General features: G+C 49.9%; 23 protein-coding genes and 1 riboswitch. Of the genes, 17 read left to right on the top strand and 6 right to left on the bottom strand.

The window, feature by feature from the left end; all coding sequences use genetic code 11:
* Nucleotides 1–271: 271 nt before the first annotated feature.
* Nucleotides 272–904, bottom strand: a complete 633-nt coding sequence (locus P0Y67_RS19205; RefSeq protein ID WP_342393171.1) for a hypothetical protein — start codon at nt 902–904, stop codon at nt 272–274.
* Nucleotides 905–1,097: 193 nt separating this feature from the next.
* On the opposite strand from P0Y67_RS19205, the gene P0Y67_RS19210 reads away from it, so the two are divergent.
* From P0Y67_RS19210 to P0Y67_RS19250, 9 genes are all read left to right on the top strand, one after another.
* Nucleotides 1,098–1,637, top strand: a complete 540-nt coding sequence (locus tag P0Y67_RS19210) for a hypothetical protein (RefSeq protein WP_342393172.1) — start codon at nt 1,098–1,100, stop codon at nt 1,635–1,637.
* Between the two features lie 1,256 nt (nt 1,638–2,893).
* On the top strand, nt 2,894–3,742 hold the full coding sequence (locus tag P0Y67_RS19215; protein ID WP_342393173.1) for an NAD-dependent epimerase/dehydratase family protein: 849 nt from the start codon (nt 2,894–2,896) through the stop codon (nt 3,740–3,742).
* Between the two features lie 187 nt (nt 3,743–3,929).
* Nucleotides 3,930–4,967, top strand: a complete 1,038-nt coding sequence (locus P0Y67_RS19220) for a S66 family peptidase (protein WP_342393174.1) — start codon at nt 3,930–3,932, stop codon at nt 4,965–4,967.
* A 95-nt stretch (nt 4,968–5,062) separates the two neighbouring features.
* Nucleotides 5,063–5,581 (top strand): hypothetical protein, encoded by a 519-nt coding sequence (locus P0Y67_RS19225; RefSeq protein ID WP_342393175.1) that lies wholly within the window; start codon nt 5,063–5,065, stop codon nt 5,579–5,581.
* Between the two features lie 128 nt (nt 5,582–5,709).
* Nucleotides 5,710–6,231, top strand: a complete 522-nt coding sequence (locus P0Y67_RS19230) for a GNAT family N-acetyltransferase (RefSeq protein ID WP_342393176.1) — start codon at nt 5,710–5,712, stop codon at nt 6,229–6,231.
* A gap of 21 nt (nt 6,232–6,252) precedes the next feature.
* The gene (locus tag P0Y67_RS19235; RefSeq protein WP_342393177.1) at nt 6,253–6,972 is read left to right on the top strand and encodes an SAM-dependent methyltransferase; all 720 of its coding nucleotides are present in this window, start codon (nt 6,253–6,255) and stop codon (nt 6,970–6,972) included.
* 75 nt (nt 6,973–7,047) lie between these two features.
* On the top strand, nt 7,048–7,878 hold the full coding sequence (locus P0Y67_RS19240; protein ID WP_342393178.1) for a patatin-like phospholipase family protein: 831 nt from the start codon (nt 7,048–7,050) through the stop codon (nt 7,876–7,878).
* A 39-nt stretch (nt 7,879–7,917) separates the two neighbouring features.
* A complete protein-coding gene (locus P0Y67_RS19245) occupies nt 7,918–8,451 on the top strand; it encodes an ASCH domain-containing protein (RefSeq protein WP_342393179.1) in 534 nt (177 codons plus the stop codon).
* A gap of 197 nt (nt 8,452–8,648) precedes the next feature.
* A complete protein-coding gene (locus tag P0Y67_RS19250; protein ID WP_342393180.1) occupies nt 8,649–9,965 on the top strand; it encodes a DUF2254 domain-containing protein in 1,317 nt (438 codons plus the stop codon).
* A gap of 6 nt (nt 9,966–9,971) precedes the next feature.
* Here the strand turns inward: P0Y67_RS19250 and P0Y67_RS19255 are convergent, their stop codons facing one another.
* A complete protein-coding gene (locus P0Y67_RS19255; RefSeq protein ID WP_027251011.1) occupies nt 9,972–10,463 on the bottom strand; it encodes a MarR family winged helix-turn-helix transcriptional regulator in 492 nt (163 codons plus the stop codon).
* Between the two features lie 141 nt (nt 10,464–10,604).
* Here P0Y67_RS19255 and P0Y67_RS19260 point away from each other — a divergent pair, with 141 nt between their 5' ends.
* Complete coding sequence (locus tag P0Y67_RS19260) at nt 10,605–11,531, top strand: DMT family transporter (RefSeq protein ID WP_342393181.1); 927 nt, start codon at nt 10,605–10,607, stop codon at nt 11,529–11,531.
* A gap of 68 nt (nt 11,532–11,599) precedes the next feature.
* Here P0Y67_RS19260 and def read toward each other — a convergent pair whose 3' ends face one another.
* Nucleotides 11,600–12,115, bottom strand: coding sequence for a peptide deformylase (gene def / locus P0Y67_RS19265; protein WP_342393182.1), 516 nt, complete (start codon nt 12,113–12,115; stop codon nt 11,600–11,602).
* Nucleotides 12,116–12,427: 312 nt separating this feature from the next.
* Between def and P0Y67_RS19270 the strand changes: the two genes are divergently transcribed.
* On the top strand, nt 12,428–12,712 hold the full coding sequence (locus tag P0Y67_RS19270) for a hypothetical protein (RefSeq protein WP_051287782.1): 285 nt from the start codon (nt 12,428–12,430) through the stop codon (nt 12,710–12,712).
* Nucleotides 12,713–12,741: 29 nt separating this feature from the next.
* On the opposite strand, the gene msrB is transcribed toward P0Y67_RS19270, so the two are convergent.
* Complete coding sequence (msrB, locus tag P0Y67_RS19275) at nt 12,742–13,188, bottom strand: peptide-methionine (R)-S-oxide reductase MsrB (RefSeq protein ID WP_342393183.1); 447 nt, start codon at nt 13,186–13,188, stop codon at nt 12,742–12,744.
* 360 nt (nt 13,189–13,548) lie between these two features.
* Here msrB and trhO point away from each other — a divergent pair, with 360 nt between their 5' ends.
* The 4 genes from trhO (at nt 13,549) to P0Y67_RS19295 (ending at nt 17,165) form a co-directional block, all read left to right on the top strand.
* Nucleotides 13,549–14,529, top strand: coding sequence for an oxygen-dependent tRNA uridine(34) hydroxylase TrhO (trhO, locus tag P0Y67_RS19280; protein WP_027251015.1), 981 nt, complete (start codon nt 13,549–13,551; stop codon nt 14,527–14,529).
* 374 nt (nt 14,530–14,903) lie between these two features.
* Nucleotides 14,904–15,425 (top strand): peptide-methionine (S)-S-oxide reductase, encoded by a 522-nt coding sequence (locus tag P0Y67_RS19285; RefSeq protein ID WP_027251016.1) that lies wholly within the window; start codon nt 14,904–14,906, stop codon nt 15,423–15,425.
* 140 nt (nt 15,426–15,565) lie between these two features.
* Nucleotides 15,566–16,387 carry an arylamine N-acetyltransferase family protein gene (locus P0Y67_RS19290; RefSeq protein ID WP_342393184.1) on the top strand — a complete coding sequence of 274 codons (822 nt, stop codon included), beginning with the start codon at nt 15,566–15,568 and terminating at the stop codon, nt 16,385–16,387.
* A gap of 118 nt (nt 16,388–16,505) precedes the next feature.
* Nucleotides 16,506–17,165 (top strand): DsbA family protein, encoded by a 660-nt coding sequence (locus tag P0Y67_RS19295; protein ID WP_027251018.1) that lies wholly within the window; start codon nt 16,506–16,508, stop codon nt 17,163–17,165.
* Between the two features lie 53 nt (nt 17,166–17,218).
* On the opposite strand, the gene P0Y67_RS19300 is transcribed toward P0Y67_RS19295, so the two are convergent.
* Entirely contained in the window at nt 17,219–18,196 is a 978-nt protein-coding gene (locus tag P0Y67_RS19300; protein ID WP_342393185.1) for a DUF2860 family protein, read from the bottom strand.
* Between the two features lie 25 nt (nt 18,197–18,221).
* Nucleotides 18,222–19,766, bottom strand: coding sequence for a bifunctional GNAT family N-acetyltransferase/carbon-nitrogen hydrolase family protein (locus tag P0Y67_RS19305; RefSeq protein ID WP_342393186.1), 1,545 nt, complete (start codon nt 19,764–19,766; stop codon nt 18,222–18,224).
* A gap of 163 nt (nt 19,767–19,929) precedes the next feature.
* On the opposite strand from P0Y67_RS19305, the gene P0Y67_RS19310 reads away from it, so the two are divergent.
* Together P0Y67_RS19310 and P0Y67_RS19315 are read left to right on the top strand one after the other, a co-directional pair.
* Nucleotides 19,930–20,418, top strand: a complete 489-nt coding sequence (locus P0Y67_RS19310; RefSeq protein ID WP_342393187.1) for a hypothetical protein — start codon at nt 19,930–19,932, stop codon at nt 20,416–20,418.
* A 199-nt stretch (nt 20,419–20,617) separates the two neighbouring features.
* Nucleotides 20,618–20,717: riboswitch (purine riboswitch) on the top strand.
* A 104-nt stretch (nt 20,718–20,821) separates the two neighbouring features.
* Nucleotides 20,822–21,850 carry an adenosine deaminase gene (locus tag P0Y67_RS19315; protein WP_342393188.1) on the top strand — a complete coding sequence of 343 codons (1,029 nt, stop codon included), beginning with the start codon at nt 20,822–20,824 and terminating at the stop codon, nt 21,848–21,850.
* The last annotated feature ends 267 nt before the right edge of the window (nt 21,851–22,117 follow it).

The raw sequence follows: 22,117 nt of genomic DNA on the forward strand, positions 1-22,117 counted from the left end.
GCTGCTGTTGGGCGTTCATGATACGGTCTCCAGTCCGCTGCCCGGATGGCAGGGTTCAGAGATCAGTATGTGGGCTGTTGTAGCTCTGCCGCGTAGCGGCTTGGTTCAACAAACACTTCAAGAGGGACTTCCAACGCGCAGCATTTTTATTATGCGTTGGCTTAAGTGATTACGGTGTTGTGCGGAAACTTGGTAGTCGCGTTGTCAGCCCCTTAAGTGGGCGTTATCTGCTTACGTGCTTGCATTAAATCAAGCACGTTGACAGCGATTGTTATAGCTTGGAACGAATATCTGCTCCGAGGTTATTTAAAAACATAATATTTGGTTGTAGCAAGCGACGGAAGTGAGTTGCAAAGTCGGTAATTTTCTCACCTTTTGTCCATGTTGTAGGGTTAGCATCTTCCAGAGACTGATTCACTTCACCGGAATGTTTTAGGCAGTTATTTAACAGCTTTAGCTCTTTATATTCATTGAAGTAAGCTACCGAGTTTAAATCAATACCAATTGAGTTGAAGTGTTCGATGAATTTATCCGTAACATAAAGCTCTTTGACTTTGTTGTTGCTCATAAGCTTTGATGCTTTGGTCGCTTTAGCGATGCGAATTTCTAGAGTTTTGAACAATCCTATAATGGCTAATTCTTCCGCTAATTCTTGAGCTTCTTTCGCATAATTCATGTCATCAGCTAAAAACTCTAGTTGTAGATCCTTTTCATCTTCAGTGAGATCGTCAGTGTCTTGGATCTCTTTTGCGTCATCAATCGCTTTTTTCGTAACGTGTTCAGTGTACACACTCGGTCCCGAAAGCAAGTCCATCATCACGTTTTCGTCTAGGTCAGTGAGTAGTAATACCTGCATTTTTTCTAAGCTTAATGAGTTTCTTTTAAATGACATAATACCCTCCATATCGTGATCCTAATATGAGGGTTAATATATGTTTTTCAAGCCTTTTTAAACGCAGCTAACAAACAATTCAAGCAGATTCGCAACGCTTGGCATTTTGGGTTTGAATCAGCTTTTGTGTTTACGGCACAATGCTTTAGTTCGGTAGTAGCGTTGCTCACTACTTAATTGGGCGTTATACCACTTCGGAGATAAAATGCGCGAGCAACTAAAAAACCTGACAGAGAGTGACTACTGGGTTTACGGTGTAACTGAATCCGATTTCGGTCATGCGGTATCAATCGTGCGTGAAATGATAGAGGCGCGAAATCATCAGTATGAATCTGAAGCCGCAAGAGTTCGTAGCGAAAGCTCTGAAATTGCAGATGAGATCCTCGATGACGTTGCTTACTATCGTTATACCGATAATCAATACCTTTGGCAGTTTGCTCTCTGGAGGCTTCAGGGATTAATTGAAGCAGTTATCACTTATCAGCTTGTAGATAAAAATGCCAAGAAGCTGTTCGGACTCAAGTCAAAATTAGAAGCTTTAGTTAATAGTGGCTATCACATCGAGCAGCATGAGATCGACGAGCTATTACTTTGGGCAAATTTAAGAAATGCAATTTCCCATGCTCCACCGGAACAGTTTCGACCGATTCCGTTATGTGAAGACGATATTGTGGAATATCAGACGTTTGTAAAAGGGCTGTTTGTGCGATGGCATTCAGGGAAAAACGTTGAGACAGTGGTATAACAAATAAGGATACGTGTCGCGCAGCCGACACTTCTATCCGGGTGTTGAACAAGCCCGGACAGCCTTATTAAGCAAATTGTTCGATTGGTATTCGGTGGGGGGGCGCCCGCGGGTTTCGTCAAGACGAGTGCAAACGGGAAGTGATCACGGTGTGTTTCATTTCAATGGGTTACCGCCTGAATTCGGTCTTGCGTTGGCTTCCTCTTAGGTGGTGATGCGTGCCATTCTCCTCATTCTTTTGGCCTTCCGGCTATCCCGGTCGGGTGATGCCGACGCAGTGCAGTGCATTGCTTGCTGGCAGCTTGGGCAGTCCCGTGTTGCTTTCAGTGGCTCGGTTTTCACAGACAGCTGCTGTCCACTTCCCAAGGGAAAAATTCAGAACGAATTTTTAGGTTGTCGGCGCCGGGAGCACCTACAACCGGCCCGGCCCACAGCAAAGAACAAAAAGGGGTTTTCTGGTTACTCTTTGCACCAACAAAGAGTAACTGGCGCGCATCAGATAATGGTGAGAGAAGCGCCGGACTCAAGCGCGACATACTTACCCAGCCTTAGAAATCATACTCGCTGTATGGATTCCCGCTTGTCGCGGAAATGACGGATTGAGAATGTACATGGCTGGCACAATCTCAGGGAAAAATTCAGAACGAATTTTTAGGTTGTCGGCGCCGGGAGCGCCTACAACCGGCCCGGACTACAGCAAAGAATAAAAAGGTGTTTTCTGGTTACTCTTTGCACCAACAAAGAGTAACTGGCGCGCGTCAGACAATGGCGAGAGAAGCGCCGGACTCAAGCGCGACATACTTCTTACCCTGCCTTAGAAATTCACTCGCGGTATGGATTCCCGCCTGTTGCGGAAATGACGGATTGAGAATGTACTTGGCTGGCACAACCCCCAGGGAAAAATTCAGGACGAATTTTTAGGTTGTCGGCGCCGGGAGCGCCTACAACCGGCCCGGCCACACCAAAGAATAAAAGGTGTTTTCTGGTTACTCTTTGCACCAACAAAGAGTAACTGGCGCGCGTCAGATAATGGTAAGTAAACCACCAAACTCAAGCGCGACATACTTACCCAGCCTTATAAATCGTACTCGCGGTATGGATTCCCGCTTGTCGCGGCAATGAAGGTGAAACCCTCCCAGTTCCCCAAAGCCTTTACCTCAACCGACTATGCTTATAACTTAAGGACAGGAAAACAGAACGTTTTTTAAAGTGTGCAGACAGGCATGTTTGGCATACCGAACAGACAAGGAGGAGAAATGAAGGTCTTAGTCGCAGGGGGCAATTCGGTGCTCGGATGTTATGTGGTCCGGCACCTGATAGATCACGGTTATCAGGTCTTTGCGCTCAGTCAGCATCCTGAGCAGGATAACCCGCTGGCCATCCCACTAGCCGTAGAGGATGAATACATGGCCGGGAAGTTTGATGCTGTGATCTGTTGCGCCCGGCCTGTCATGGCACCTTATGCGCAGGAAAAGCAGGCACCGGATTTTTCGGTGTTGATGGACAGCATAGAGCGCTTTGCAAAACCGGATGCCAGAAAGCTGTATACATCGGGTATCGAAGTGTTTGGGTGCGCCGATGACTGTTCACCCGATGAACTCCAGTTTGAGCCCCTGTCGGCGGCAGAAAAAGAGGTACCGGTGCTGGAAAAAGTCATAGAGCTGGGCTGGACGCCGGTTTTTGTGCCTACTCTGGTGTACGGTGGCCACGAATGCCCGATTCATACTTCACTGAACCGTCGAGAAAGCCTTCGCATTCCTGTCCTTATCCCGTCTTCCGGCTTGTATTATGCGGCCCATCTTGATGATCTGGCGGCTTTTCACGTGACCTTAATTGAGAAGGATACGCTGGCACCGTTTTATTTTCTGGCAGAGGAAAAGCGCTACAGCCCTGAAAATCTGGCGGACATGCTGGTGAAATATGGCTGGGCAGAGGGCGTGAAATGCTTGTCATTGCCAAGTTTTCTCAAAAAATACGGCGAAGAGGTGCTGGAGGTGGAAACCATGAATGTGAGCGTGCCGATCAGCCCGGATTTCGAACCGCGCCACAGCCTGTCATCCTACCTGTCGCAAACGCGGATCACGCCTGCTCATGATCACCCATAGTGGCTGTTTCATCCGCGCAGCAAAGTGATGCCGGTGATTTGTAAACACGTGGTTTTTTGAGCGCCTGATAGCGGCTTAACAACGGGAAAGTATTATTGTGTCTTTTGTTACTTGTTGAATTGACTTGATTTAATTTTCTTCTGTCGTAGTGTGTGGGCTTTCGTTTGATGCGGTTAAGAGAGGCCCTATGCGTTATCCTTCCCCACTGGTTCCTGGTTGTACAATAGCAGTAACAGCATTATCGGCAGGCGTACCTGAAGATTTTCATGTGCGCCTTGATCTGGTGATCCAGGGCTTGCGTGACAGAGGCTTTAAAGTGCTGGAAGGGCACTGCTTACGGGAAAATGCCGGCCATGTCAGTGCACCGGCGCCAATGCGGGCCAAAGAGCTGATGGCGTTTTTGCTGGATGATCGCGTCGATGCCATCCTGCCGCCCTGGGGAGGTGAACTGGCGATGGAACTGTTGCCGTTGCTGGATCTGAACTTACTGCGCCATGCCAAACCTAAATGGCTGATTGGCTTTTCAGATATCAGCACCATATCGTCTGTCTTAACGGCTCGCTGCGGTTGGGCCAGCCTACACTGTGCGAACCTGATGCAGCTTCATCCTGCTGTGACGGATCCGCTCAATAGCGCAATTTTTTCTTTACTGAGCCTGCCTGCCGGTGAATCTCTTACGCTACAGCAATCATCCTGTTATGAGGTGGCCTCGGCCAATTATGGCAAGGATCCCGAGGCACAGTTCGCTTTCACTCAGCCAACGCGATGGACGGTTTTATCAGCAAACGATGCAGCGAAATCGGTCGCGTTTTCAGGCCGTCTGATTGGAGGCTGTCTGGATACCATGGGTCTGATATCAGGTACTGAATACCTGAATCTGCCGCAGATGAAAGCGCAGTATGCACAGGACGGTTTGATTCTGTTTCTGGAAAACGCCGAGTTATCGCCAACAGCGATGGCCCGCGTGCTGATGGCAATGAAATTTAATGGTGTGTTTGACGCGGTCAACGGGGTGATGTTCGGCCGGGATGGCTCGCCGCTGAGTCACGGCAAATCACTGTCACATTCTCAGGTTATTCAGCAAGTACTGGGCGATCTTTCAGTACCTGTCATTCTGGACGCTGACATCGGCCATCTGGCACCGAACATGCCATTAATGAATGGCGCTGTTGCAGAAGTGCAAATGACCAATGGCAAGGCTTGGGTGCAGCAGACATTGAAGTAATACACAAGAGTGGCAAGTGACTGATACTTCGTGGCTAGCCATAGCGTCTATACTCTCAGGAACGGATTTACAGCCAACAGGTAAGCCTTGATGCTATGAGAGAAGACAACATGGCCGTGCTGTATCACCATATTCGCACGGCTTTATCAGACGAACAGTGCCGCGCCCGGTATCTTGAAGAAAAAGCGGCCCGTCTGCTTGGCTTGCATTCCGCTGTCATCGCAGGGTTTACCGTTCTGGTATTTATTGCTTCTTCTTTGTTTGTTCCGCCTCAGCATGCCATCGCCTGGCTGGCTGTTATCGCCGTGACCGTGACCTATCTGGGTTTGATATCTGCCTGGAGTTTTCTGTTTCGCCTGCTCAGGCCGGCCGATGTGTATGGTGTGCATTTACCCAACAACTGGCTGGAAGAAATGAAGCAACAAGGCGCAAATGACAATCTTCACCTGGCCGTGATTCGCTGTTACGAAACATGGCAGTTGTTATATAAGAGCAATCAGCATAAAAACGCGCTGCTGACCAAGGCCTACCATGAAGTTGTGTTCTCAGCCTGGTTAATTGCGATCTCTTTACTGCTTTTACTGGCGGCCAATTATCTGGTTGCTGAAGTTTAAGCCATGGCTTTTGCCTGCAACCTGGCTGCTTTTCTGAAATTTTCGCTTAACGCAGAAAAAGTTAGTGGTAAAGTATCTGCCTGACTGAAGGCAATGATTGCCGAGTATTGTGAGCATCAGGAGGGATGATGCAGTTTGTTCATTGTACCTATGAAAAACATGGCGAAGCCATTCTGGCTATTTTCAACGATGCCATTCTTAACACCACCGCACTTTACGAATACCAGCCCCGTACGATGGACATCATGCAAACCTGGTTTGCCACCAAAACGGCCAATCAGTTTCCTGTGATTGGTATTGAAAATGATGCCGGTGAGCTGATGGGGTTTGCCAGTTACGGCACCTTCCGCGCATGGGCTGCGTTTAAATATTCTGTTGAACACTCTGTGTACATTCATCCGCAGCATCAGGGTAAAGGCTTGGGGCGAAAGCTGATGGATGCCCTGATTGAGGCGGCCCGCGAGCAGAATTACCATGTGCTGGTTGGCGGCATAGATTCGACAAACACCGGCAGCATTGCCTTGCACAAAAAGTTGGGATTCGAATATTCCGGCACGATAAAGCAAGCGGCCTATAAATTTGAGCGCTGGTTAGATCTGGATTTCTACCAGCTGATACTGGATACCCCGAAACAGCCTGTTGCAGGGTAAATCGTGAGATAAGGACATTGGATGTTATTTAACAGCCCACTCAGCCTCGAAAAAGCACATCGACTGATCGACATACTGAGTCTCCACACTGACAGCCATGTTATTGATATTGGTTGCGGGGAAGGGGAATTTTTACTGCGTCTTGCCAGTGCGACAGGGGCACACTGTCTCGGACTGGATATTTCTGAGACCTGTATTGCCGCCGCGAATGCGAAAGCAGAAGCCTTGGGCTTGGCTGATCGCGTGAAATTCGAAGTGGCTGATACCAACGACTATCCGTTCGCGACACAGTATGACGTGGCTATCTGTATGGGATCGACCCATGCGTTTGGTGAAGGGGATGCGGGTTATCCGGCAGCTTTGACTAAGATGCAGCAATGGCTGAAACCCCATGGTCAATTGCTGATTGGCGAAGCCTATTGGAAGCAGCCACCGGCCCAGGCGTATCTGGACTTCATTGGTGAGCCGATTGGTATTTATTACGATCACCAGGGCAACATGTCGGTGGCGGAATCTCACGGTTTGGCCACTGTGTATGCAGCAACCAGCAATCAGGACGAGTGGGATCATTTTGAAGGTTGCTTTCGCCTGAAAGCAGAACGTGCTGTGATGGCCAATCCAGAGGATGACAAAGCGCGTCAAAAGCGTGATGCGGTTCGCGAGTGGAACGCGTATTACCACCAGTTTGGCCGCGACACGATGGGATTTGGTTTCTATTTGTTCATCAAGGACAAGGGTTAATCTGAACCTGTGGCATAAGCACTGGCTGCATAATGGCCAGTCGCTTAGTCAGATCTGGCTTGAAAGGAGAGAGAGATGGCAGTGGCTGAATCACATGCTCTGGTTGTCGAGGGCGGTGCGATGCGCGGCATTTTTGCTGCCGGTGTGCTGGATGGTTTTCTTGAGCAAGACTACCGGCCATTTGATTTTTGCATCGGTGTTTCGGCCGGTTCCACCAATCTTGCGGCCTGGCTGGCGAATCAGCATGGCCGTAATTACAAAGTGATCACGGATTATTCCTGCCGCCCGGAATTTATCAGTTTACGCAAATTTATTCGCGGCGGGCACTGGCTGGATCTCGACTGGTTGTGGCAGATCACTATTGATGAAATACGCTTGGATCTGGATGCTTTCGACGCGCAACCCATTCCTTTGTACGTGGTCACTACCCAAGTCTCTAGCGGAGAGGCCGTTTATACCCAAGCCACGGCAGATAATCTTGAACAGTTGCTAAAAGCTTCTTGCTCTGTGCCGGTCGCGTACCGGGATTATCCGCTGCTGAATGGCGATGCCATGACGGACGGTGGGGTGGCAGATTCTATTCCTGTCATCAAAGCCTATCAAATGGGTGCCAGAGAAATCACGGTGATTTTGTCACGCCCGCTGGGCTACCGGAAGAAAACCAGCAAAACGAGCTGGTTCCTCCGTCGTATGCTGGCAGATACCCCTGAGCTGGCGCGGGTGATGATGAAGCGTGCCGACAATTACAATAGCGCCATTGCGTTTATTGAGAACCCGCCTCAAGACTGTCGCATTCATGTTATAGCACCGCCGGCAGAGTTTGATGTCGGCCGTATTACCACAGACAAAAAACGGTTAGATACCGGCTATCAGATGGGATTAGCGGCGGCACTCGCCGGACGATAAGCCTGTACAGAGCGCATAGTTAACAACGACAGGGACATCATGATTTTTAACAACTTTGCACCGGCAACATTAGCGGAACAGTTTCAGCTTTCTCCCCAGGCGGCAGACTGCCTGTCGGCTTATTTGGTGACCTTATCGGAAGCTGAAATACCGGCTATTTCAAGTGTCAGCGCAGATTATTTCTGTGCAGACAAAGACAATGCAGACATTTGTGCCGAACTGGTACGAAAAGGAGAAAAGCAAGCCAGCTGCAGTATGAAATACTGGTATCAGATAGGCGGTGAGGAAGGGCCGGAGCCAATGCCGCAGGTCGGCCATTTGCAGGTGGTCACTGACTGGGAGGGCGTTCCGGTCGCGATCACGCAAATTACCCGGGTGGCAGAAGCTCGGTTTAAAGATGTGACCGCTGAGTTCGCGGCGGCTGAAGGAGAAGGTGACAAATCGCTGCGCTGGTGGCGTGATGCCCACTGGCAGTTTTTCAGCGCCGAGTGCGAAGAGCTGGCTATTGAGATGAGCGAAGACACTGTGCTGGTGCTGGAACATTTTCGAACCGTTTGGGCGAAATCTGCCTGATCTCTGCAACGAACAGCCGTAAGCCGCGCTGACATCAAGCCTGATATCAGTGGTTTACTTTTCTGCTCTGCTATCTTTATCACAGCGGGCAGACGTATTTGCCCGCCATTTTTGCCAGCTGATCTCTAGGGTTGTTGCTGATACGCGCACGAGACTGTCTGGCAGGTCAGGTGATTCCACTTCACGGCAGGGCAGGCATGAAAACACACTGGTTAAATCGTTGGGAAGCGGTAAGGAGCAGTTTCTGGTTTGTCCCTGCCATGATGGTGATTATTGCCATCGGACTGGCCCGGATTATCGTTACTCTGGATCATCAGCTGGCGCACTTCTCTCTGGTTTTGCCTGATATCGGTTTCTCGGGAGGCGCAGAGGGAGCACGCAGCGTACTGTCGACGATTGCGGGCTCCATGGTGACGGTGGCCGGGGTGGCTTTCTCTATCACCATAGTGGCACTGACGCTGGCTTCCTCTCAGTTTGGTCCCCGCTTGCTGCGAAATTTCATGCGCGATCCGGGTAATCAGTACGTGCTTGGCACCTTCATAGCGACGTTCATCTATTGTCTGCTGGTCTTAAGCAGTGTGACCCATTCCAACGGCGATGAGTTCGTGCCTCGCATTGCGGTTAATCTGGCTTTGTTACTGGCCCTGTTCAATGTCGCGGTTCTGATTTATTTCATTCACCATGTGGCTACCTCAATTCAGGCGGATAACGTCGTCAATGGTGTGTATGAGGAGCTGAATCAGCACATTGAGCATTTTTTCCCTGATGAACTCGGTGAATCTGAACCTGAACCTTTTCAGGGTGAGCACAATCCAACCGGTATGTTTCATCATGTGGTCGCAGCGGACAGTGAAGGTTACCTGCAAGCCGTAGACAGGCAGTGTTTATGCCAGCTTGCGCAGCAGTTTAATTGCCGGATTGTGCTGGGCTACAGAGCCGGGGAGTTTATCGTCAAAGGGTGTTCAATCGCTGTCGTGCAGTCTGACACTGAGCCGGAAGACGGTCTGGATTCACAGCTTCTTGATTGCATGATTGTCGGGAAACTGCGTACGCCGGAACAAGATCCTGAATTTGCTGTTCATCAGTTGGTGGAAGTGGCGGTCAGAGCATTGTCACCGGGTATTAATGACCCCTTTACTGCCATGACCTGCGTCGACAGGCTCAGTGCTGTACTTTGCACTCTGACTGGCCGGTCATTTCATTCGGCGCGCTGGTATGACGATGACGGCCAGTTGCGGCTGGAAGAACGGCCTTTGACTTTTACCGGGATACTCAACGCCGCTTTTGATCAGATCCGCCAGCATGGCAAATCCGATACGGCAGTGACCATCCGGTTGCTGGAAAGCCTTGGCCGGATTGCCAGTTATTGCAGAACGAGCGAGCAGCAGGATGCCGTTCGCCGTCAGGCGGAGATGATCCTGCGATCCAGTCAGGATAGCCTGAATGAACCACAGGATCTGGCAGACATTGAACAGCGGTTTCAGGCGATACAGGATGAAATGCGTCAATACTGAATAAGGTTATTTCAATGCTGACTCGTTAGCCAACAGCCATTTTCGCAATAATCCCGCTAGCTGGGCCTGCTCGTCTTTATCTAAGGCCGTCAGCATCTGATGCTCATTGGCAACATGGGCAGTGACGGCTTTGTCGACCAGTGCCTGTCCATCTTGTGTTAACGACACCTTACAGCTGCGTCTGTCATCGTCACTCGGCTGCCGGTAGATCAGCCCTCTGTCGGTCAGCTTATCCAGCCGGGCTGTCATCGCCCCGGAAGACAGCATCACAGTGTGATAAAGCTGGGTTGGGGTCAGGGGTTCGCCGGCTCGGCGCAGCGAGGCCAGAATATCAAACTCAACCTGGCTCAGTCCGTAGCCTTTGAACACGTCATTGATACTGTCCGTCATTATTCTGTGGGCCCGATACATGCGGCCAATGATCCCCATAGGAGAACAGTCCAGGTCTGGCCGGTGTTCCTGCCATTGAATCAATAGTTTATCGACATGATCTTGCATAGGGTTGTGTTTGTCCGTTCTTCATTGAGTCAAAAATATGTCATTAACTTTTCGAAAAAGATACTTGATTAAAAGGCAAATAGCCACTAATTTATCTTTATGCAAAGATATTTGATATAAAGATTCTTAAAGGGAAGTGAAATGAACTATCTGCTCGCGTTATTAGTGCCCATGCTGTGGGGCAGCACCTATGCTGCCGTCAGCCTGTTTCTGCAAGATATGTCTCCTTACTGGGTGGCTGTATGGCGGGCTTTACCTGCCGGACTGGTATTGCTTTTGATACGACCTAAGCTGCCACCGCTGAGCTGGAGCCGCATGACCTTGCTGAGCTTTTGCAATATTGCCGCATTCTTTGTGTTACTTTTCATCGCCGCTTATCGTTTGCCTGGCTCTGTCGCCGGCACGTTGGGGGCAACAATGCCGTTGCAGATGATGCTGCTGCAGTGGCTGGGTGAAGGTAAAAAACCGGACCCTCGCTCAGTGGCGCTAGCAGTGCTGGGTTTAATCGGGGTGGGCTTATTGCTGAACCCGTCTGCAGATTTGGATCCGATTGGCACCCTGGCCGCCCTGGCGGGTACGGCACTGGTCTCTCAGTCCGCTATCTGGATGAAACGCTGGCCGGTTAACGATGCGCTGAGCTTTGCCGCCTGGCAGCTCGTACTTGGCGGCATGATGCTGATTCCCTTCGCTTGGTTTGTGGCCGGCGCGCCGGTTGCGCTGTCTGTGGATGCTATACCCGGCTTGTTGTGGCTGGTATTGCTCAATACCGCGTTTGGTTACTGGGCTTGGGTACGTTCAGTGAAAAAACTCGGGCCGAATGTGATGTCGATGTTCTCATTGATGAACCCGGTTACTGCGGTCTTGCTGGGTATCGGACTGGTCGGAGAAAGCCTTGGGCTCTTGCAATGGGCGGGTATTGGTTTGATTCTGATGGCATTGCTGTTCATGAAGAAACCCGCCAAGCCAACCCGGACTGCCGTTTCTGCATCGGATGAACAACAAGAAAAGCCTGGCCCGGAGAAGGCGAGTCACCAGCAGAGCAGTCCTTCGGTTTCTGTCAGGCATTAATCGAAAATACGAAAAATCAGGCGGGCAGATAGCAGACTAGGAATAAGAAGCGGCGCTGGCCGCTTCTTTCAGTTTAGTCCCAGCTGGCGACGGTACTCGGCTTCAGTGGCGTAATCGTGCGAGTCAGCGCGATCAAGAAAAACGATACCGTTTAAGTGGTCCAATTCATGCTGGAATATCCGCGCGATGAAGCCAGATAACTCACAGCGGACTTTTTGCCCATCAAGCTGTTCGTAACCTACACGTATTTGGGTGGAACGCGGTACCAGCGCACGTATACCAGGAATGCTCAGACAACCTTCCCAGTCTTTTTCTTTCTCTTCGCTCATCCAGTAAATCTCAGGATTGAGCATCAGCGTTGGTGCCATGGCCGGCGCGTTCGGGTAACGGGCATTCGGAGAAGAGGCAACAATAAAAGCACGCAGCGATTCACTGACCTGCGGGGCTGCAATACCCACTCCCTGGTGGCTGCGCATCAGAGATTCCAAGTCGGTAAAAAAGGTGGCGTATTCTTTCCACTGCTCAGTCGACAGGGCTTTCGCCTGCTGGCGTAGTATCGGATTGCCTAACTGCGCGATGATCATCCTTGTTCTCCCTTAGCCGTCTATGGATGGGTTATATACCTAAACTACTTGATGATGCAGGTAGGCGGTAAGTGAGTGAATCCCCATGTGCATAGCTGAACTATGTGATTGGGGTGAATGAACGCAGCCAACACCGCTGCAACTTCAAGTAGGACAGGTATAGCGTTATCAGACATGTACTGCAAGTGTTCCCTTTCCATATTCCGGAATGACACTAACAGAACGCGGCTAAGCAACTATGCTTATATCTGTAATTCATTTATCGACATTGATTGGCCGCAACCTAGGCCACCCACTTTGAGAGAGTATGAGATGGACAGAAAAGCATTTGTAGAAAAGCTCAGCGCACAGATGAAAGAGATCAATGCAGAAATCGACAAGCTGGAAGCAAAAGCTCAGCATTCCAGTGCGGAGCTGAAAGAAAAATACCGCGATGAAATTCAACAGCTGAAAACCAGAAAAGCGGAGGCGGAAAAGAAACTGGACGAAGTGAAACATGCCAGCGAAGAGGCATGGGGAGAATTACGGCAGGGCGCCGAAGAAGCGTTTGATTCAATGAAAAAAGCCTTCAAGGCCGCCTGGGATAAATATAAATAACTTGCCCGACGGGTGCCGGGCAAGTGTAGTTACAGACTGACTTTTTTCAGCGCAACGGCATTCATGCAGTATCGCAGTCCGCTGGGTGCCGGGCCGTCAGGAAAGACATGACCAAGATGGGCATCGCAGACAGCGCAGACAGTTTCAATACGCTGCATGCCGTGCGAGGTGTCCATCAGGTAATTGATAGCACTGACGTTTACCGGTTGGGTGAAGGATGGCCAGCCTGAACCTGAGTCAAATTTTTCCCCGGCGTCAAACAGCATGTTGCCGCAGCAGACACAGGCGTATTCCCCCGGCTCGAACAATTCACACATTTCCGACTTAAACGGTCTTTCCGTGCCTTTCTGGCGCGTAATGTAATATTCATCGTCAGTCAGTTGCTGGCGCCATTCATCTTCGTTCTTTTCAACGCGGCGGGGAGGCACGATATCGCCTTTGGTTGCGTGTTCAATAACTTTTTCCCAAGTGAGCATGTCGTTCTCCAACTAACTAGATGTGGTTTTATAGATAGGGCCATCGGTCAAAAATTTCAAGATAAACCGCCCTCTAAGGTATAGACCTGAGAAAACCGCATAAATTAACCTTATTTTAAATGTGTGTTTAATGCGGCCAGACTTGGCTATAATGCCGCGCTTATTCACTTTTGTATGCCGCCTGTAGGTGCAATCGTAGTAAAAACTGTGAATGACGAGTCTTTTGGCCAACCGGTATCAGCCTGAAACTGGCTTGCTGGGTATTGCTGCGAGAACAAGTAGCAGGGTCAGCAAACGCTACCCGTTTATGTATAGAACAATGCTCTGGATTTACGATCCAGTCCGCACTGAGGAAAAACGATGTCCCAATACGTAGTTTGTGCACTGTATAAGTTTGTTGCACTGGAAGATTTTGAAGCCCTTCGTGAGCCACTACAGAACCTGATGGAAGAGAATCAGGTTCGCGGTACGTTACTGCTTGCTAAAGAGGGTATTAACGGCACAGTTGCCGGCAAACGCGAAAATATTGACGCCCTGCTGGCCTGGTTTAAGACGGATTCTCGCTTAACGGACATAGTGTACAAAGAGTCATTTGACGATCATCAGCCGTTCAACCGCTCTAAGGTTAAGTTGAAGAAAGAGATAGTGACCATGGGTGTAGAAGGTATTGACCCTCGCCATGTCGTCGGTACCTATGTGAAGCCAAAAGACTGGAACCAGCTGATTGCTGACCCTGACGTTTTCGTCGTTGATACCCGTAATGACTATGAAATTGAAGTGGGTACTTTCAAACGCGCTGTCAACCCGAAGACAGAGACTTTCCGCGAGTTCCCTGAGTACGTGAAAGAGAACCTGGACCCGGCTAAACACAAGAAAGTGGCGATGTTCTGCACCGGCGGTATCCGCTGCGAAAAATCCACCGCTTACCTGAAAGAGCAGGGCTTTGATGAGGTTTATCACCTCGAAGGCGGCATTCTGAAATACCTGGAAGAAGTCCCTGCCGAAGAGAGCTTGTGGGAAGGTGAGTGCTATGTCTTTGATGGCCGTGTCACGGTAAATCACCAGCTGGAAAAAGGCTCTTATGACATGTGTAACGCCTGCCGTTTGCCGATCACAGAGCAGGATATGCAGAGTGTGCAATTTGAAAAAGGCGTTAGCTGCCCGAAATGTTTTGATAAACACTCTGACGAGCAGAAAGCCCGTTTTCGCGAGCGTGAGAAGCAGGTTCAACTGGCAGCAGAACGCGGTGAACAACACGTTGGCGGCGATGCCAAAAGCATTATCGAGGCCCGTCGGCAGGAAAAGCTGACACGCAAGAAACAGCAGCGCGAACATCGTTAACTGCGTTAGAAAAGAACACATCCCCGGGCAGTCCTGCCTGGGGAAAGCCTTCCTCTGGTCTGCAAGACCATAAAGCGTGCTCTGCCAGACCATAAAGCGCTCATCCGGCCAAACAAAGTACAGTACTGCAACCTCTTTCCTTGCCAGCCTGCTACCCCCATCAGAGACGACTGTTGATTGCTGCCCGCCAAAGTCAATGCGGCTTAGTATCGTGTTGTACTATCGGCAAAAATGGGCTGGCTGCTGCAGCGGGCGCAACATTTGATTACATAAATTGCGCAGAGAAACCGGCAAGATGCTGCTGCCGGTGAAACCATTTCGTGCCGGAAGGAGTCCAATAACCAAAGTCGAATGGATAAAGCAGGAGGCGCTGGATGGAAACTGTCGGTCTGGGCGGAAGTTGCCATTGGTGTACCGAAGCTGTGTTTCGGTCGTTGAAAGGCGTTGGCGAAGTCGATCAGGGTTGGCTGTCAGCTCAGGGGCACGAAGAGATGTCCGAAGGAATTTTACTGCGCTTTGACCCTGCCAGGATTGATCTTTATACCCTGATTCAGATCCACCTTTATACCCACAGCTGTACGTCGAACCATGCCTTGCGCCACAGGTACCGCTCGGCTGTTTATGCGTTCAGTCCTGATCAGCAACGTGCGGCGCAGGTTTGTCTCAAAGCCCTTCAACCTGAATTCGAACAACCTATTTTAACCCAGGCCCTGCGCTTTGATGCGTTTCAGCCATCACGGCATGAAATTCAGGATTATTTTTACAGCAACCCGCAGAAGCCGTTTTGTCAGATGCGTATCAGTCCGAAACTCAGCATTTTACTGAGTCAGTTCAGCGATCGCGTTGACGATAAAAAACGGCATGTGCTGGAGCAGTTGCCTGTCGATATCAAGTGACACTAAAAACCGGGCAAAGCACAGATTCAGCCGGTTTGTAATGAGCGGCGCCAAGAGGTTTTTTATATATTATTGCTTGACCTCAAGTTAACCTGAGGTTTTATCGTGGCGTTACTTATTTGATGCAACGGAGCGATTAAATGAAAAACCTTATCGATCAATATCTGCAAAGCCTGGCTATTAACGAGCCGCAAATCAGCCTGGAATGGCTGCAATCTCTGTTAGCTGCCCATTTGGCACGTTATCCGTTTTCCAGTACCAATGTCATTCTGAAGCATGATTTAAGTCTGGAACCTGAGGCTTTATTAAAGCGCCTGATAGTGCAACGCCGCGGCGGTTATTGTTTCGAGCACAACAAGGTCTTATTTTTGGTGCTGAAACAGCTGGGCTTTGATGTCCGCCCTCTGATTGGCCGTGTGATGCTTAACGGTAATCCGGACAATGGCCGTTCTCACCGCTTAACCTTACTCACCCTGCGCGATAAGCAGTATCTGATCGATGTCGGGTTCGGGATCATGAACCCAAGACAGATTATTTCCCTGGATACCAACCTGCCTCAGCCTGATGTCAGATACCAGTACAGCGTGGAATCCGACAACCGTGGCGGTATGCTGGTGATGGCCACAAACTCTGATGAAGTGGTAACACTGTATCGTTTTGATTTTGCGGAATACCTGGAATCAGATTGCACAATCAGCCATTTTTACAGTCATCAAGCCCCTGAGGCTGTATTTGTGAATCATCTGGTGGTATCGCGGATTCTTGACAGCCGGCGGTATCTGATCCGAAACCTGACCTACTTTGAATATGATGATAAGACAGGGCAGGAGAGAGCGGTGGATATCAGTGACGCCACCATGCTGTATCAGCTCTTGACCACGCAATTTAACTTGCAGCTAACGGAACAGGATGCTGCCACCTTGTATTCACATCAAAGGGCTAAGATACGTCAGCAGCAGTAACAGCAGCACAAGCAACAAAAGCCGGGGGCAGAACTCCAGATAAAGCTGGCGCATAGCCATGATAGCTTTAGAATGAATGGTTAGAAATTCTTTCAAAAGCCTCAGTCAGGAGAAATGTGTGGGCGCTATTTTGTATTACGTTCATGATCCTATGTGTAGCTGGTGCTGGGGTTATCGTCCTGCTTTTCAGCGGCTCAAAGCTCAGTTACCGGCTGATGTGGAAATTCGTTGTGTGTTGGGTGGTCTGGCTCCCGACAGTGATCAGCCCATGCCGGAAGAGATGCAGCAGATGTTGCAGCTGACTTGGCGCCGGATAGCCAGCCAGCTGGGGACAGAATTTAATCATGACTTCTGGACACAGTGCCAGCCGCGCCGGTCGACTTACCCTGCCTGTCGGGCTGTTATTGCCGCAAAAAAACAGGGACAGGAAAATGCAATGACAGAGGCAATTCAGCAGGCTTATTACCTGCGGGCAATGAATCCTTCTGACTACCAGACCCATGCCAGGCTGGCTGCTGAGCTGGGTTTGGACGTTGCGCGTTTCATGACAGACATCACCAGCGCTGAGGTTGACGCATTACTTCAGGAAGACATAGCACACGCGGCAGCATTGGGTGTGTCTGGCTTTCCTTCACTGGTTCTGGAAGTGGAAGGCCAGCGCTGGCCGATTGCGGTTGCCTACCAGAATGAACTGACCACACTGAATGACATCAAGGATAAGCTCAAATGGGCAAACGCCAAGTCGGTGATGAAAGGGTGGTTTGTGAAAAAAAGCTAGCCGTTTATGAATCACATGATGGCAGCGCAGGCTGCACATCATGTGCAATGTCATTAAAACGAATAGGCCAGCCCTATACTGTACAGGTTCTGAGTTTCTTCATAAAAATCAATATTAGACGTCAGATTGTCATACCCAGCCCGGGCAACGGCACTGGCGTTTCGCCAGTTAAACGGGGCCAGGTAGATCAAGGTTGCGGAAAAACCGTATTGGTTGTCATCCCGGACCTGGTTAAAAATGGGATGGACCTCGTCATAGTCAATCCATGCCGTGCTGGCACCCAGCATCACAATATAGCGATCGATCCGTTGCCGGGCTGTCAGCTCAACACCATAGCGATTGTTCGCTACTGCACCACCTTCCGCGCTGTCATCGATATAGTGAATTTTCCAGTCAATGCCAAACTGACGATTTAAATCCAGCTTTTGGCTCAGTGCGGCATAGAAAAGATCGCCTTCGCGTTTAAGTGTGTCTTGAGCCGCTGTACTGAAGGTGGAGCCGCTGCGTTCATCCTCGATTTTCCGTTTACCCGCGGCCAGCTCTAACGACACATTGGTTCCCGCAATGCGGTTGTAGTCGAGAACCGCGCCCCGGATAGAGCGTTTGGTTTCCTGCCTTGGTGTTCCGGTCAGAAAAGGGTCATCCCACACTTTGTTGTCAAAAAAGCCGGGAATAACGCCAATGCCTAAGCTGGAGCCGTCGCTCAAATACTGAGTAAGGCCCGCCTGCATATAGAAACTGCTCGCCATCCCGCCCAGCGCCGATTTGAAATACAGCGCGGTATTTGGCGCAACACCAAGCTGTAAATCCCACATCGGCAGGGGCAGGGTTTTTTCTTCGTTCGTGCCGGATTCGTCCAGCGAATCGAGTACGGATGATTGCTCGGTACTCAGGTGGGAGTCGTTCTTAAACCAACCCAGGTTAATACTGACATTGCCTGAAAGTCCAGGTTTGACAGTGCTCTGAGCGGAAACGGAAAAAGCAGACAGTGTCCCAAGAATGAGCACTGTCTGTCGAATAGTTCGTAGCATGGCCACTTCCTGTGAAAAGCATCGGTTAATGTTTCTTTTTGTTACGCTTTTTGGTCTTCATTTTATAAAGATCCAAGCGTCGATGCTTTAGGTTAGTGACAGAGCCTTCGTTGTGCAACAGTTTTAATTTTGACAAGTCGACATCGGCGAAAATAATCATTTCGGTATTGGCATTGGCTTCCGTAATGATCGCATCGTGCGGAAAATACACATCGGAGGGAGAAAACACCGCAGACTGGGCATATTGGATGTCGACATTATCAACCCGGGGAAGGTTGCCGACACTGCCTCCCAGCGCGACGTAACATTCGTTTTCAATCGCCCGCGCTTGACCACATATACGTACCCGCAGATAGCCGTTTTTGGTATCTGTCCAGAAAGGGACAAACAGAATCTGGACTCCCTGATCGGCCAGCAGCCTGCCCAGTTCGGGAAACTCGACATCGTAGCAAATCAGAATACCAATCCGCCCGGCATCGGTGTCAAAGACTTTGACTTTATCGCCTCCGTCTATCACCCAGTCTCTGACTTCGTGTGGCGTGATGTGAATTTTATATTGCTCGTCAATGTCCCCGTCTCTGTGCAGCAGATATGAGACGTTGTACAGCTTGTCTCCTTTCAGGTAAGGCATACTGCCGGCAATGATGTTGATGTTATACGTGACAGCCAGCTGAGAAAATCGCTGACGGATTTCTTCAGTGAACTGGCTCAGGTAGCGAATGGCCTCAACCGAATCTTTGTCTCTGGCTAACCCCATCAGCGGCGCATTAAAAAACTCAGGGAACAATGCAAAATCGGACTGATATTTGGAGAGCGAAGAAACAAAAAACTCGGCCTGATTCATCAGGTCGTCGACCGACACGACCCGACGCATGTGCCACTGCACTATGCCCAGCCTTATCAGTGTTTTTTCGGTTTGATGGATCGAGATATCTTCTTCGTAGAAAATATTGTCCCATTCAAGCAGTGTGGCGTAGCCTTTGGACTTCGCATCTTCAGGCAGATAGCGGTTCATCAGGCGTTTTACGTCGAAATCATTGGCAAGCTGAAACGAGAGTATCGGGTCGTGAATTTCGCGGCGTTTGACCTTGGCAATATAATCAGAAACATGCATTTCATCGGCGTATTTGTGATAACCCGGAATACGTCCGCCGGCAAGTATGGCTTTGAGGTTGTTGGCCCGGCAGAGCTCCTTACGGGCTTCGTATAAGCGGCGCCCTAAGCGAAGGCCGCGATAATCCGGATGGACAAATACGTCCAGCCCATACAGCGCATCCCCGTTCGGGTTGTGGCAGGCCACATTGTTGGCGTCGACTATATCCAGATAGGTGTGGTTCAGGGAATAGCGGTTGTAGCTGACTTTAATGGTCAGTGCAGCGGCAATGATCTTTCCTTTGTCCTCAATGCAGATTTGCCCGTCGGGAAAATGTTTGACCAGCCCCTGTATGGTGGATTTTGGCCAGGCACCACCAACATCAGGAAATACCAGATCTTCCAATGCAGCAAGTTGCTTAAAATCGGAAGGCTCAATGGTGCGCAGATTTAATAAAGTGCTGTTGTTCTCATCCATAACTTATTGTTTTTCATTGTTGAAACCAGTGCTATAAAGTATGGAACATCCGTTAGGATTCGCCAGTGAACCGTATCCTGACAGTGAGTGAACACAATTTTATTAGGGATCGGCCATACTTTAGGTCTGATTCTTCATTCATATCACGACGCTTGGAGGAAATATGAAAGTGAATGTCGTTCGTCGTTATGCCTCGGTGTGTGCACTTGTGTTGTCCATCGGGCTGTTGCCTGGCGTGGCCACCGCGGCCCATCACGAAAAAGAAGAAGCAGTGACATCTGCAGAACAGGTGAACAAAGAGACGCAGGATTTGCTGGAGTCACTGAAAAACTACTCTGCAGAGCAAAAAGACGAAGCCATGAAGGCGACGAAAGAAGGCATCGACAGCCTGGATAAACATATTGAGCAGTTGCAGACCCAGATAGAAGATGACTGGGACAATATGGATCAGGCTGCCCGTGAGAAATCCAGAGCAAGCCTGAAATCGATGCAGGAACAGCGGGTGAAACTGGCTGAATGGTATGGCAGCATGAAGAGCAGCTCGGCCGGCGCCTGGGATCATGTCAAAGAAGGCTTTTCTGGTGCCTATGACAGCCTGAGTGAAGCCTGGCAAAAGGCCAGCGAAGAATTTTCTAAAGAAGAGAAAGAGTAACATTAGCGCTGCGCCTCTGCGAACGGGGGCGCATTTTTCATTGTGACGTTTTTCCCGTCATTTTTGCCAGAAACCAGTAACCAGAACCAGTAGTAAGTTGCCTTCTGCTATGGGGTCGCAGGCAGGGTGTTGGCTGGCACGGCTTGCAAGCCGGCAGCTGATATGAGAAAGTTCGTCCCGTTGTGGTCATCGGTTTAGCGTAAACCGATACAACCCGCTTCGTATAACCCCACTGATAGGGTGTGGGGGTCTCTACCAGAATCCGTAAAATTCTGATTACGAAGAGTTAAGTCGATTAATCGCTTTTCTCTTTGTCATGGTCAGAATATCCCATTCTCCTTTGCTGCAGAAAAGCTGTTAATCATCCCAGTCAACGTATTGAGAACCTGATTAAGAGCACCTTATGACATCCTTTATTACTGGCTTACCAAAAGTGGAATTACACCTGCATATTGAAGGCTCACTGGAACCTGAGCTGATGTTTGCACTGGCCGAGAGAAACCAGATCGCGATTCCGTTTAACTCACCTGATGAAGTGCGTGCGGCGTACCAGTTCCACAATTTGCAGTCTTTTCTGGATATTTATTACCAGGGCGCAAACGTGCTGATCCACGAGCAGGATTTTTACGATTTAACCTGGGCCTACCTGCTGCGCTGTAAAGCCGATAACGTGGTGCACACAGAGATCTTCTTTGATCCGCAAACCCATACCGGGCGTGGTATTGCCTTCGATACTGTGGTGCTGGGCATTCATCGCGCACTGGAGCAGGGCAGGGAAACTCTGGGTATTTCCAGCCAGCTGATCATGTGTTTCCTGCGCCATCTCGATCAGGACTCAGCGTTTGCCACGCTCAGTCAGGCGCTGCCGCATAAAGACAAAATCGTGGGCGTGGGGCTGGACTCCTCTGAGCAGGGCAATCCGCCGGAGAAATTCCATGCGGTCTTTCAGCAAGCGTTGGCAGAAGGTTTTCTGACCGTAGCCCATGCCGGTGAGGAAGGGCCATCGGAAAATATCACCCATACCCTGGATCTGCTGGGGGCGACCCGGGTGGATCACGGTGTCCGTTGTGTTGAAGATGCTGCCCTAGTTGAGCGTTTAGTGCAGGAGCAGGTACCGTTAACCGTGTGCCCGCTGTCGAACTTAAAACTCAAGGTGTTCGAGGAGATGAAAGATCACAATATTGTCGATCTGTTGCGCAAAGGCTTGTGCGTCACCATCAATTCGGATGACCCGGCGTATTTCGGTGGGTATATGACAGATAATTTTCAGGCGGTGGCCGATGCACACCCAATGACGCAGGAAGAGATCGCCCAGTTTACCCTCAATGCGATTCAGGCCAGTTTTATCTGTGAGGAAGAGAAGCAGCGTTTAACCCGAATGACACTGGATTACCTTCAAAGCGAAAAATCATCCGATAACAGCCAGTCATAATATCACTATGGCCAAGTGGCTCCCTGCGCTGAAATGCAGCGGTTGGGAGCCGCTTTTCAATTAGCTGACTAACTCGCCGGATAGCCAGCTTAAGATTTCGCGCAGCTTGTCATCGCTCAGGTTGAGCAGGTTGTCGCCGACATACCATTCGAGGAGCGATTGCTCAGGTAAGGCTGCTTGTTGCGGATTTCCCAGCCAGATTTTCCGCGGCTATGCAGTTTGATCAGCGCCTGGCGCTGATGCCGGCCTTATTCGAGCGTACTCAGC

It is taken from the genome of Photobacterium sp. SP02 (assembly GCF_038519165.1).
GTDB classification, from domain to species: domain Bacteria; phylum Pseudomonadota; class Gammaproteobacteria; order Enterobacterales; family Vibrionaceae; genus Photobacterium; species Photobacterium halotolerans.

Bases quoted from the DNA above. Each gene is read 5' to 3' on its own strand.
- P0Y67_RS19205 (WP_342393171.1), bottom strand. From the start codon at position 904: ATGGAGGGTATTATGTCATTTAAAAGAAACTCATTAAGCTTAGAAAAA.
- P0Y67_RS19210 (WP_342393172.1), top strand. From the start codon at position 1,098: ATGCGCGAGCAACTAAAAAACCTGACAGAGAGTGACTACTGGGTTTAC.
- P0Y67_RS19215 (WP_342393173.1), top strand. From the start codon at position 2,894: ATGAAGGTCTTAGTCGCAGGGGGCAATTCGGTGCTCGGATGTTATGTG.
- P0Y67_RS19220 (WP_342393174.1), top strand. From the start codon at position 3,930: ATGCGTTATCCTTCCCCACTGGTTCCTGGTTGTACAATAGCAGTAACA.
- P0Y67_RS19225 (WP_342393175.1), top strand. From the start codon at position 5,063: ATGAGAGAAGACAACATGGCCGTGCTGTATCACCATATTCGCACGGCT.
- P0Y67_RS19230 (WP_342393176.1), top strand. From the start codon at position 5,710: ATGCAGTTTGTTCATTGTACCTATGAAAAACATGGCGAAGCCATTCTG.
- P0Y67_RS19235 (WP_342393177.1), top strand. From the start codon at position 6,253: ATGTTATTTAACAGCCCACTCAGCCTCGAAAAAGCACATCGACTGATC.
- P0Y67_RS19240 (WP_342393178.1), top strand. From the start codon at position 7,048: ATGGCAGTGGCTGAATCACATGCTCTGGTTGTCGAGGGCGGTGCGATG.
- P0Y67_RS19245 (WP_342393179.1), top strand. From the start codon at position 7,918: ATGATTTTTAACAACTTTGCACCGGCAACATTAGCGGAACAGTTTCAG.
- P0Y67_RS19250 (WP_342393180.1), top strand. From the start codon at position 8,649: ATGAAAACACACTGGTTAAATCGTTGGGAAGCGGTAAGGAGCAGTTTC.
- P0Y67_RS19255 (WP_027251011.1), bottom strand. From the start codon at position 10,463: ATGCAAGATCATGTCGATAAACTATTGATTCAATGGCAGGAACACCGG.
- P0Y67_RS19260 (WP_342393181.1), top strand. From the start codon at position 10,605: ATGAACTATCTGCTCGCGTTATTAGTGCCCATGCTGTGGGGCAGCACC.
- def (WP_342393182.1), bottom strand. From the start codon at position 12,115: ATGATCATCGCGCAGTTAGGCAATCCGATACTACGCCAGCAGGCGAAA.
- P0Y67_RS19270 (WP_051287782.1), top strand. From the start codon at position 12,428: ATGGACAGAAAAGCATTTGTAGAAAAGCTCAGCGCACAGATGAAAGAG.
- msrB (WP_342393183.1), bottom strand. From the start codon at position 13,188: ATGCTCACTTGGGAAAAAGTTATTGAACACGCAACCAAAGGCGATATC.
- trhO (WP_027251015.1), top strand. From the start codon at position 13,549: ATGTCCCAATACGTAGTTTGTGCACTGTATAAGTTTGTTGCACTGGAA.
- P0Y67_RS19285 (WP_027251016.1), top strand. From the start codon at position 14,904: ATGGAAACTGTCGGTCTGGGCGGAAGTTGCCATTGGTGTACCGAAGCT.
- P0Y67_RS19290 (WP_342393184.1), top strand. From the start codon at position 15,566: ATGAAAAACCTTATCGATCAATATCTGCAAAGCCTGGCTATTAACGAG.
- P0Y67_RS19300 (WP_342393185.1), bottom strand. From the start codon at position 18,196: ATGCTACGAACTATTCGACAGACAGTGCTCATTCTTGGGACACTGTCT.
- P0Y67_RS19305 (WP_342393186.1), bottom strand. From the start codon at position 19,766: ATGGATGAGAACAACAGCACTTTATTAAATCTGCGCACCATTGAGCCT.
- P0Y67_RS19310 (WP_342393187.1), top strand. From the start codon at position 19,930: ATGAAAGTGAATGTCGTTCGTCGTTATGCCTCGGTGTGTGCACTTGTG.
- P0Y67_RS19315 (WP_342393188.1), top strand. From the start codon at position 20,822: ATGACATCCTTTATTACTGGCTTACCAAAAGTGGAATTACACCTGCAT.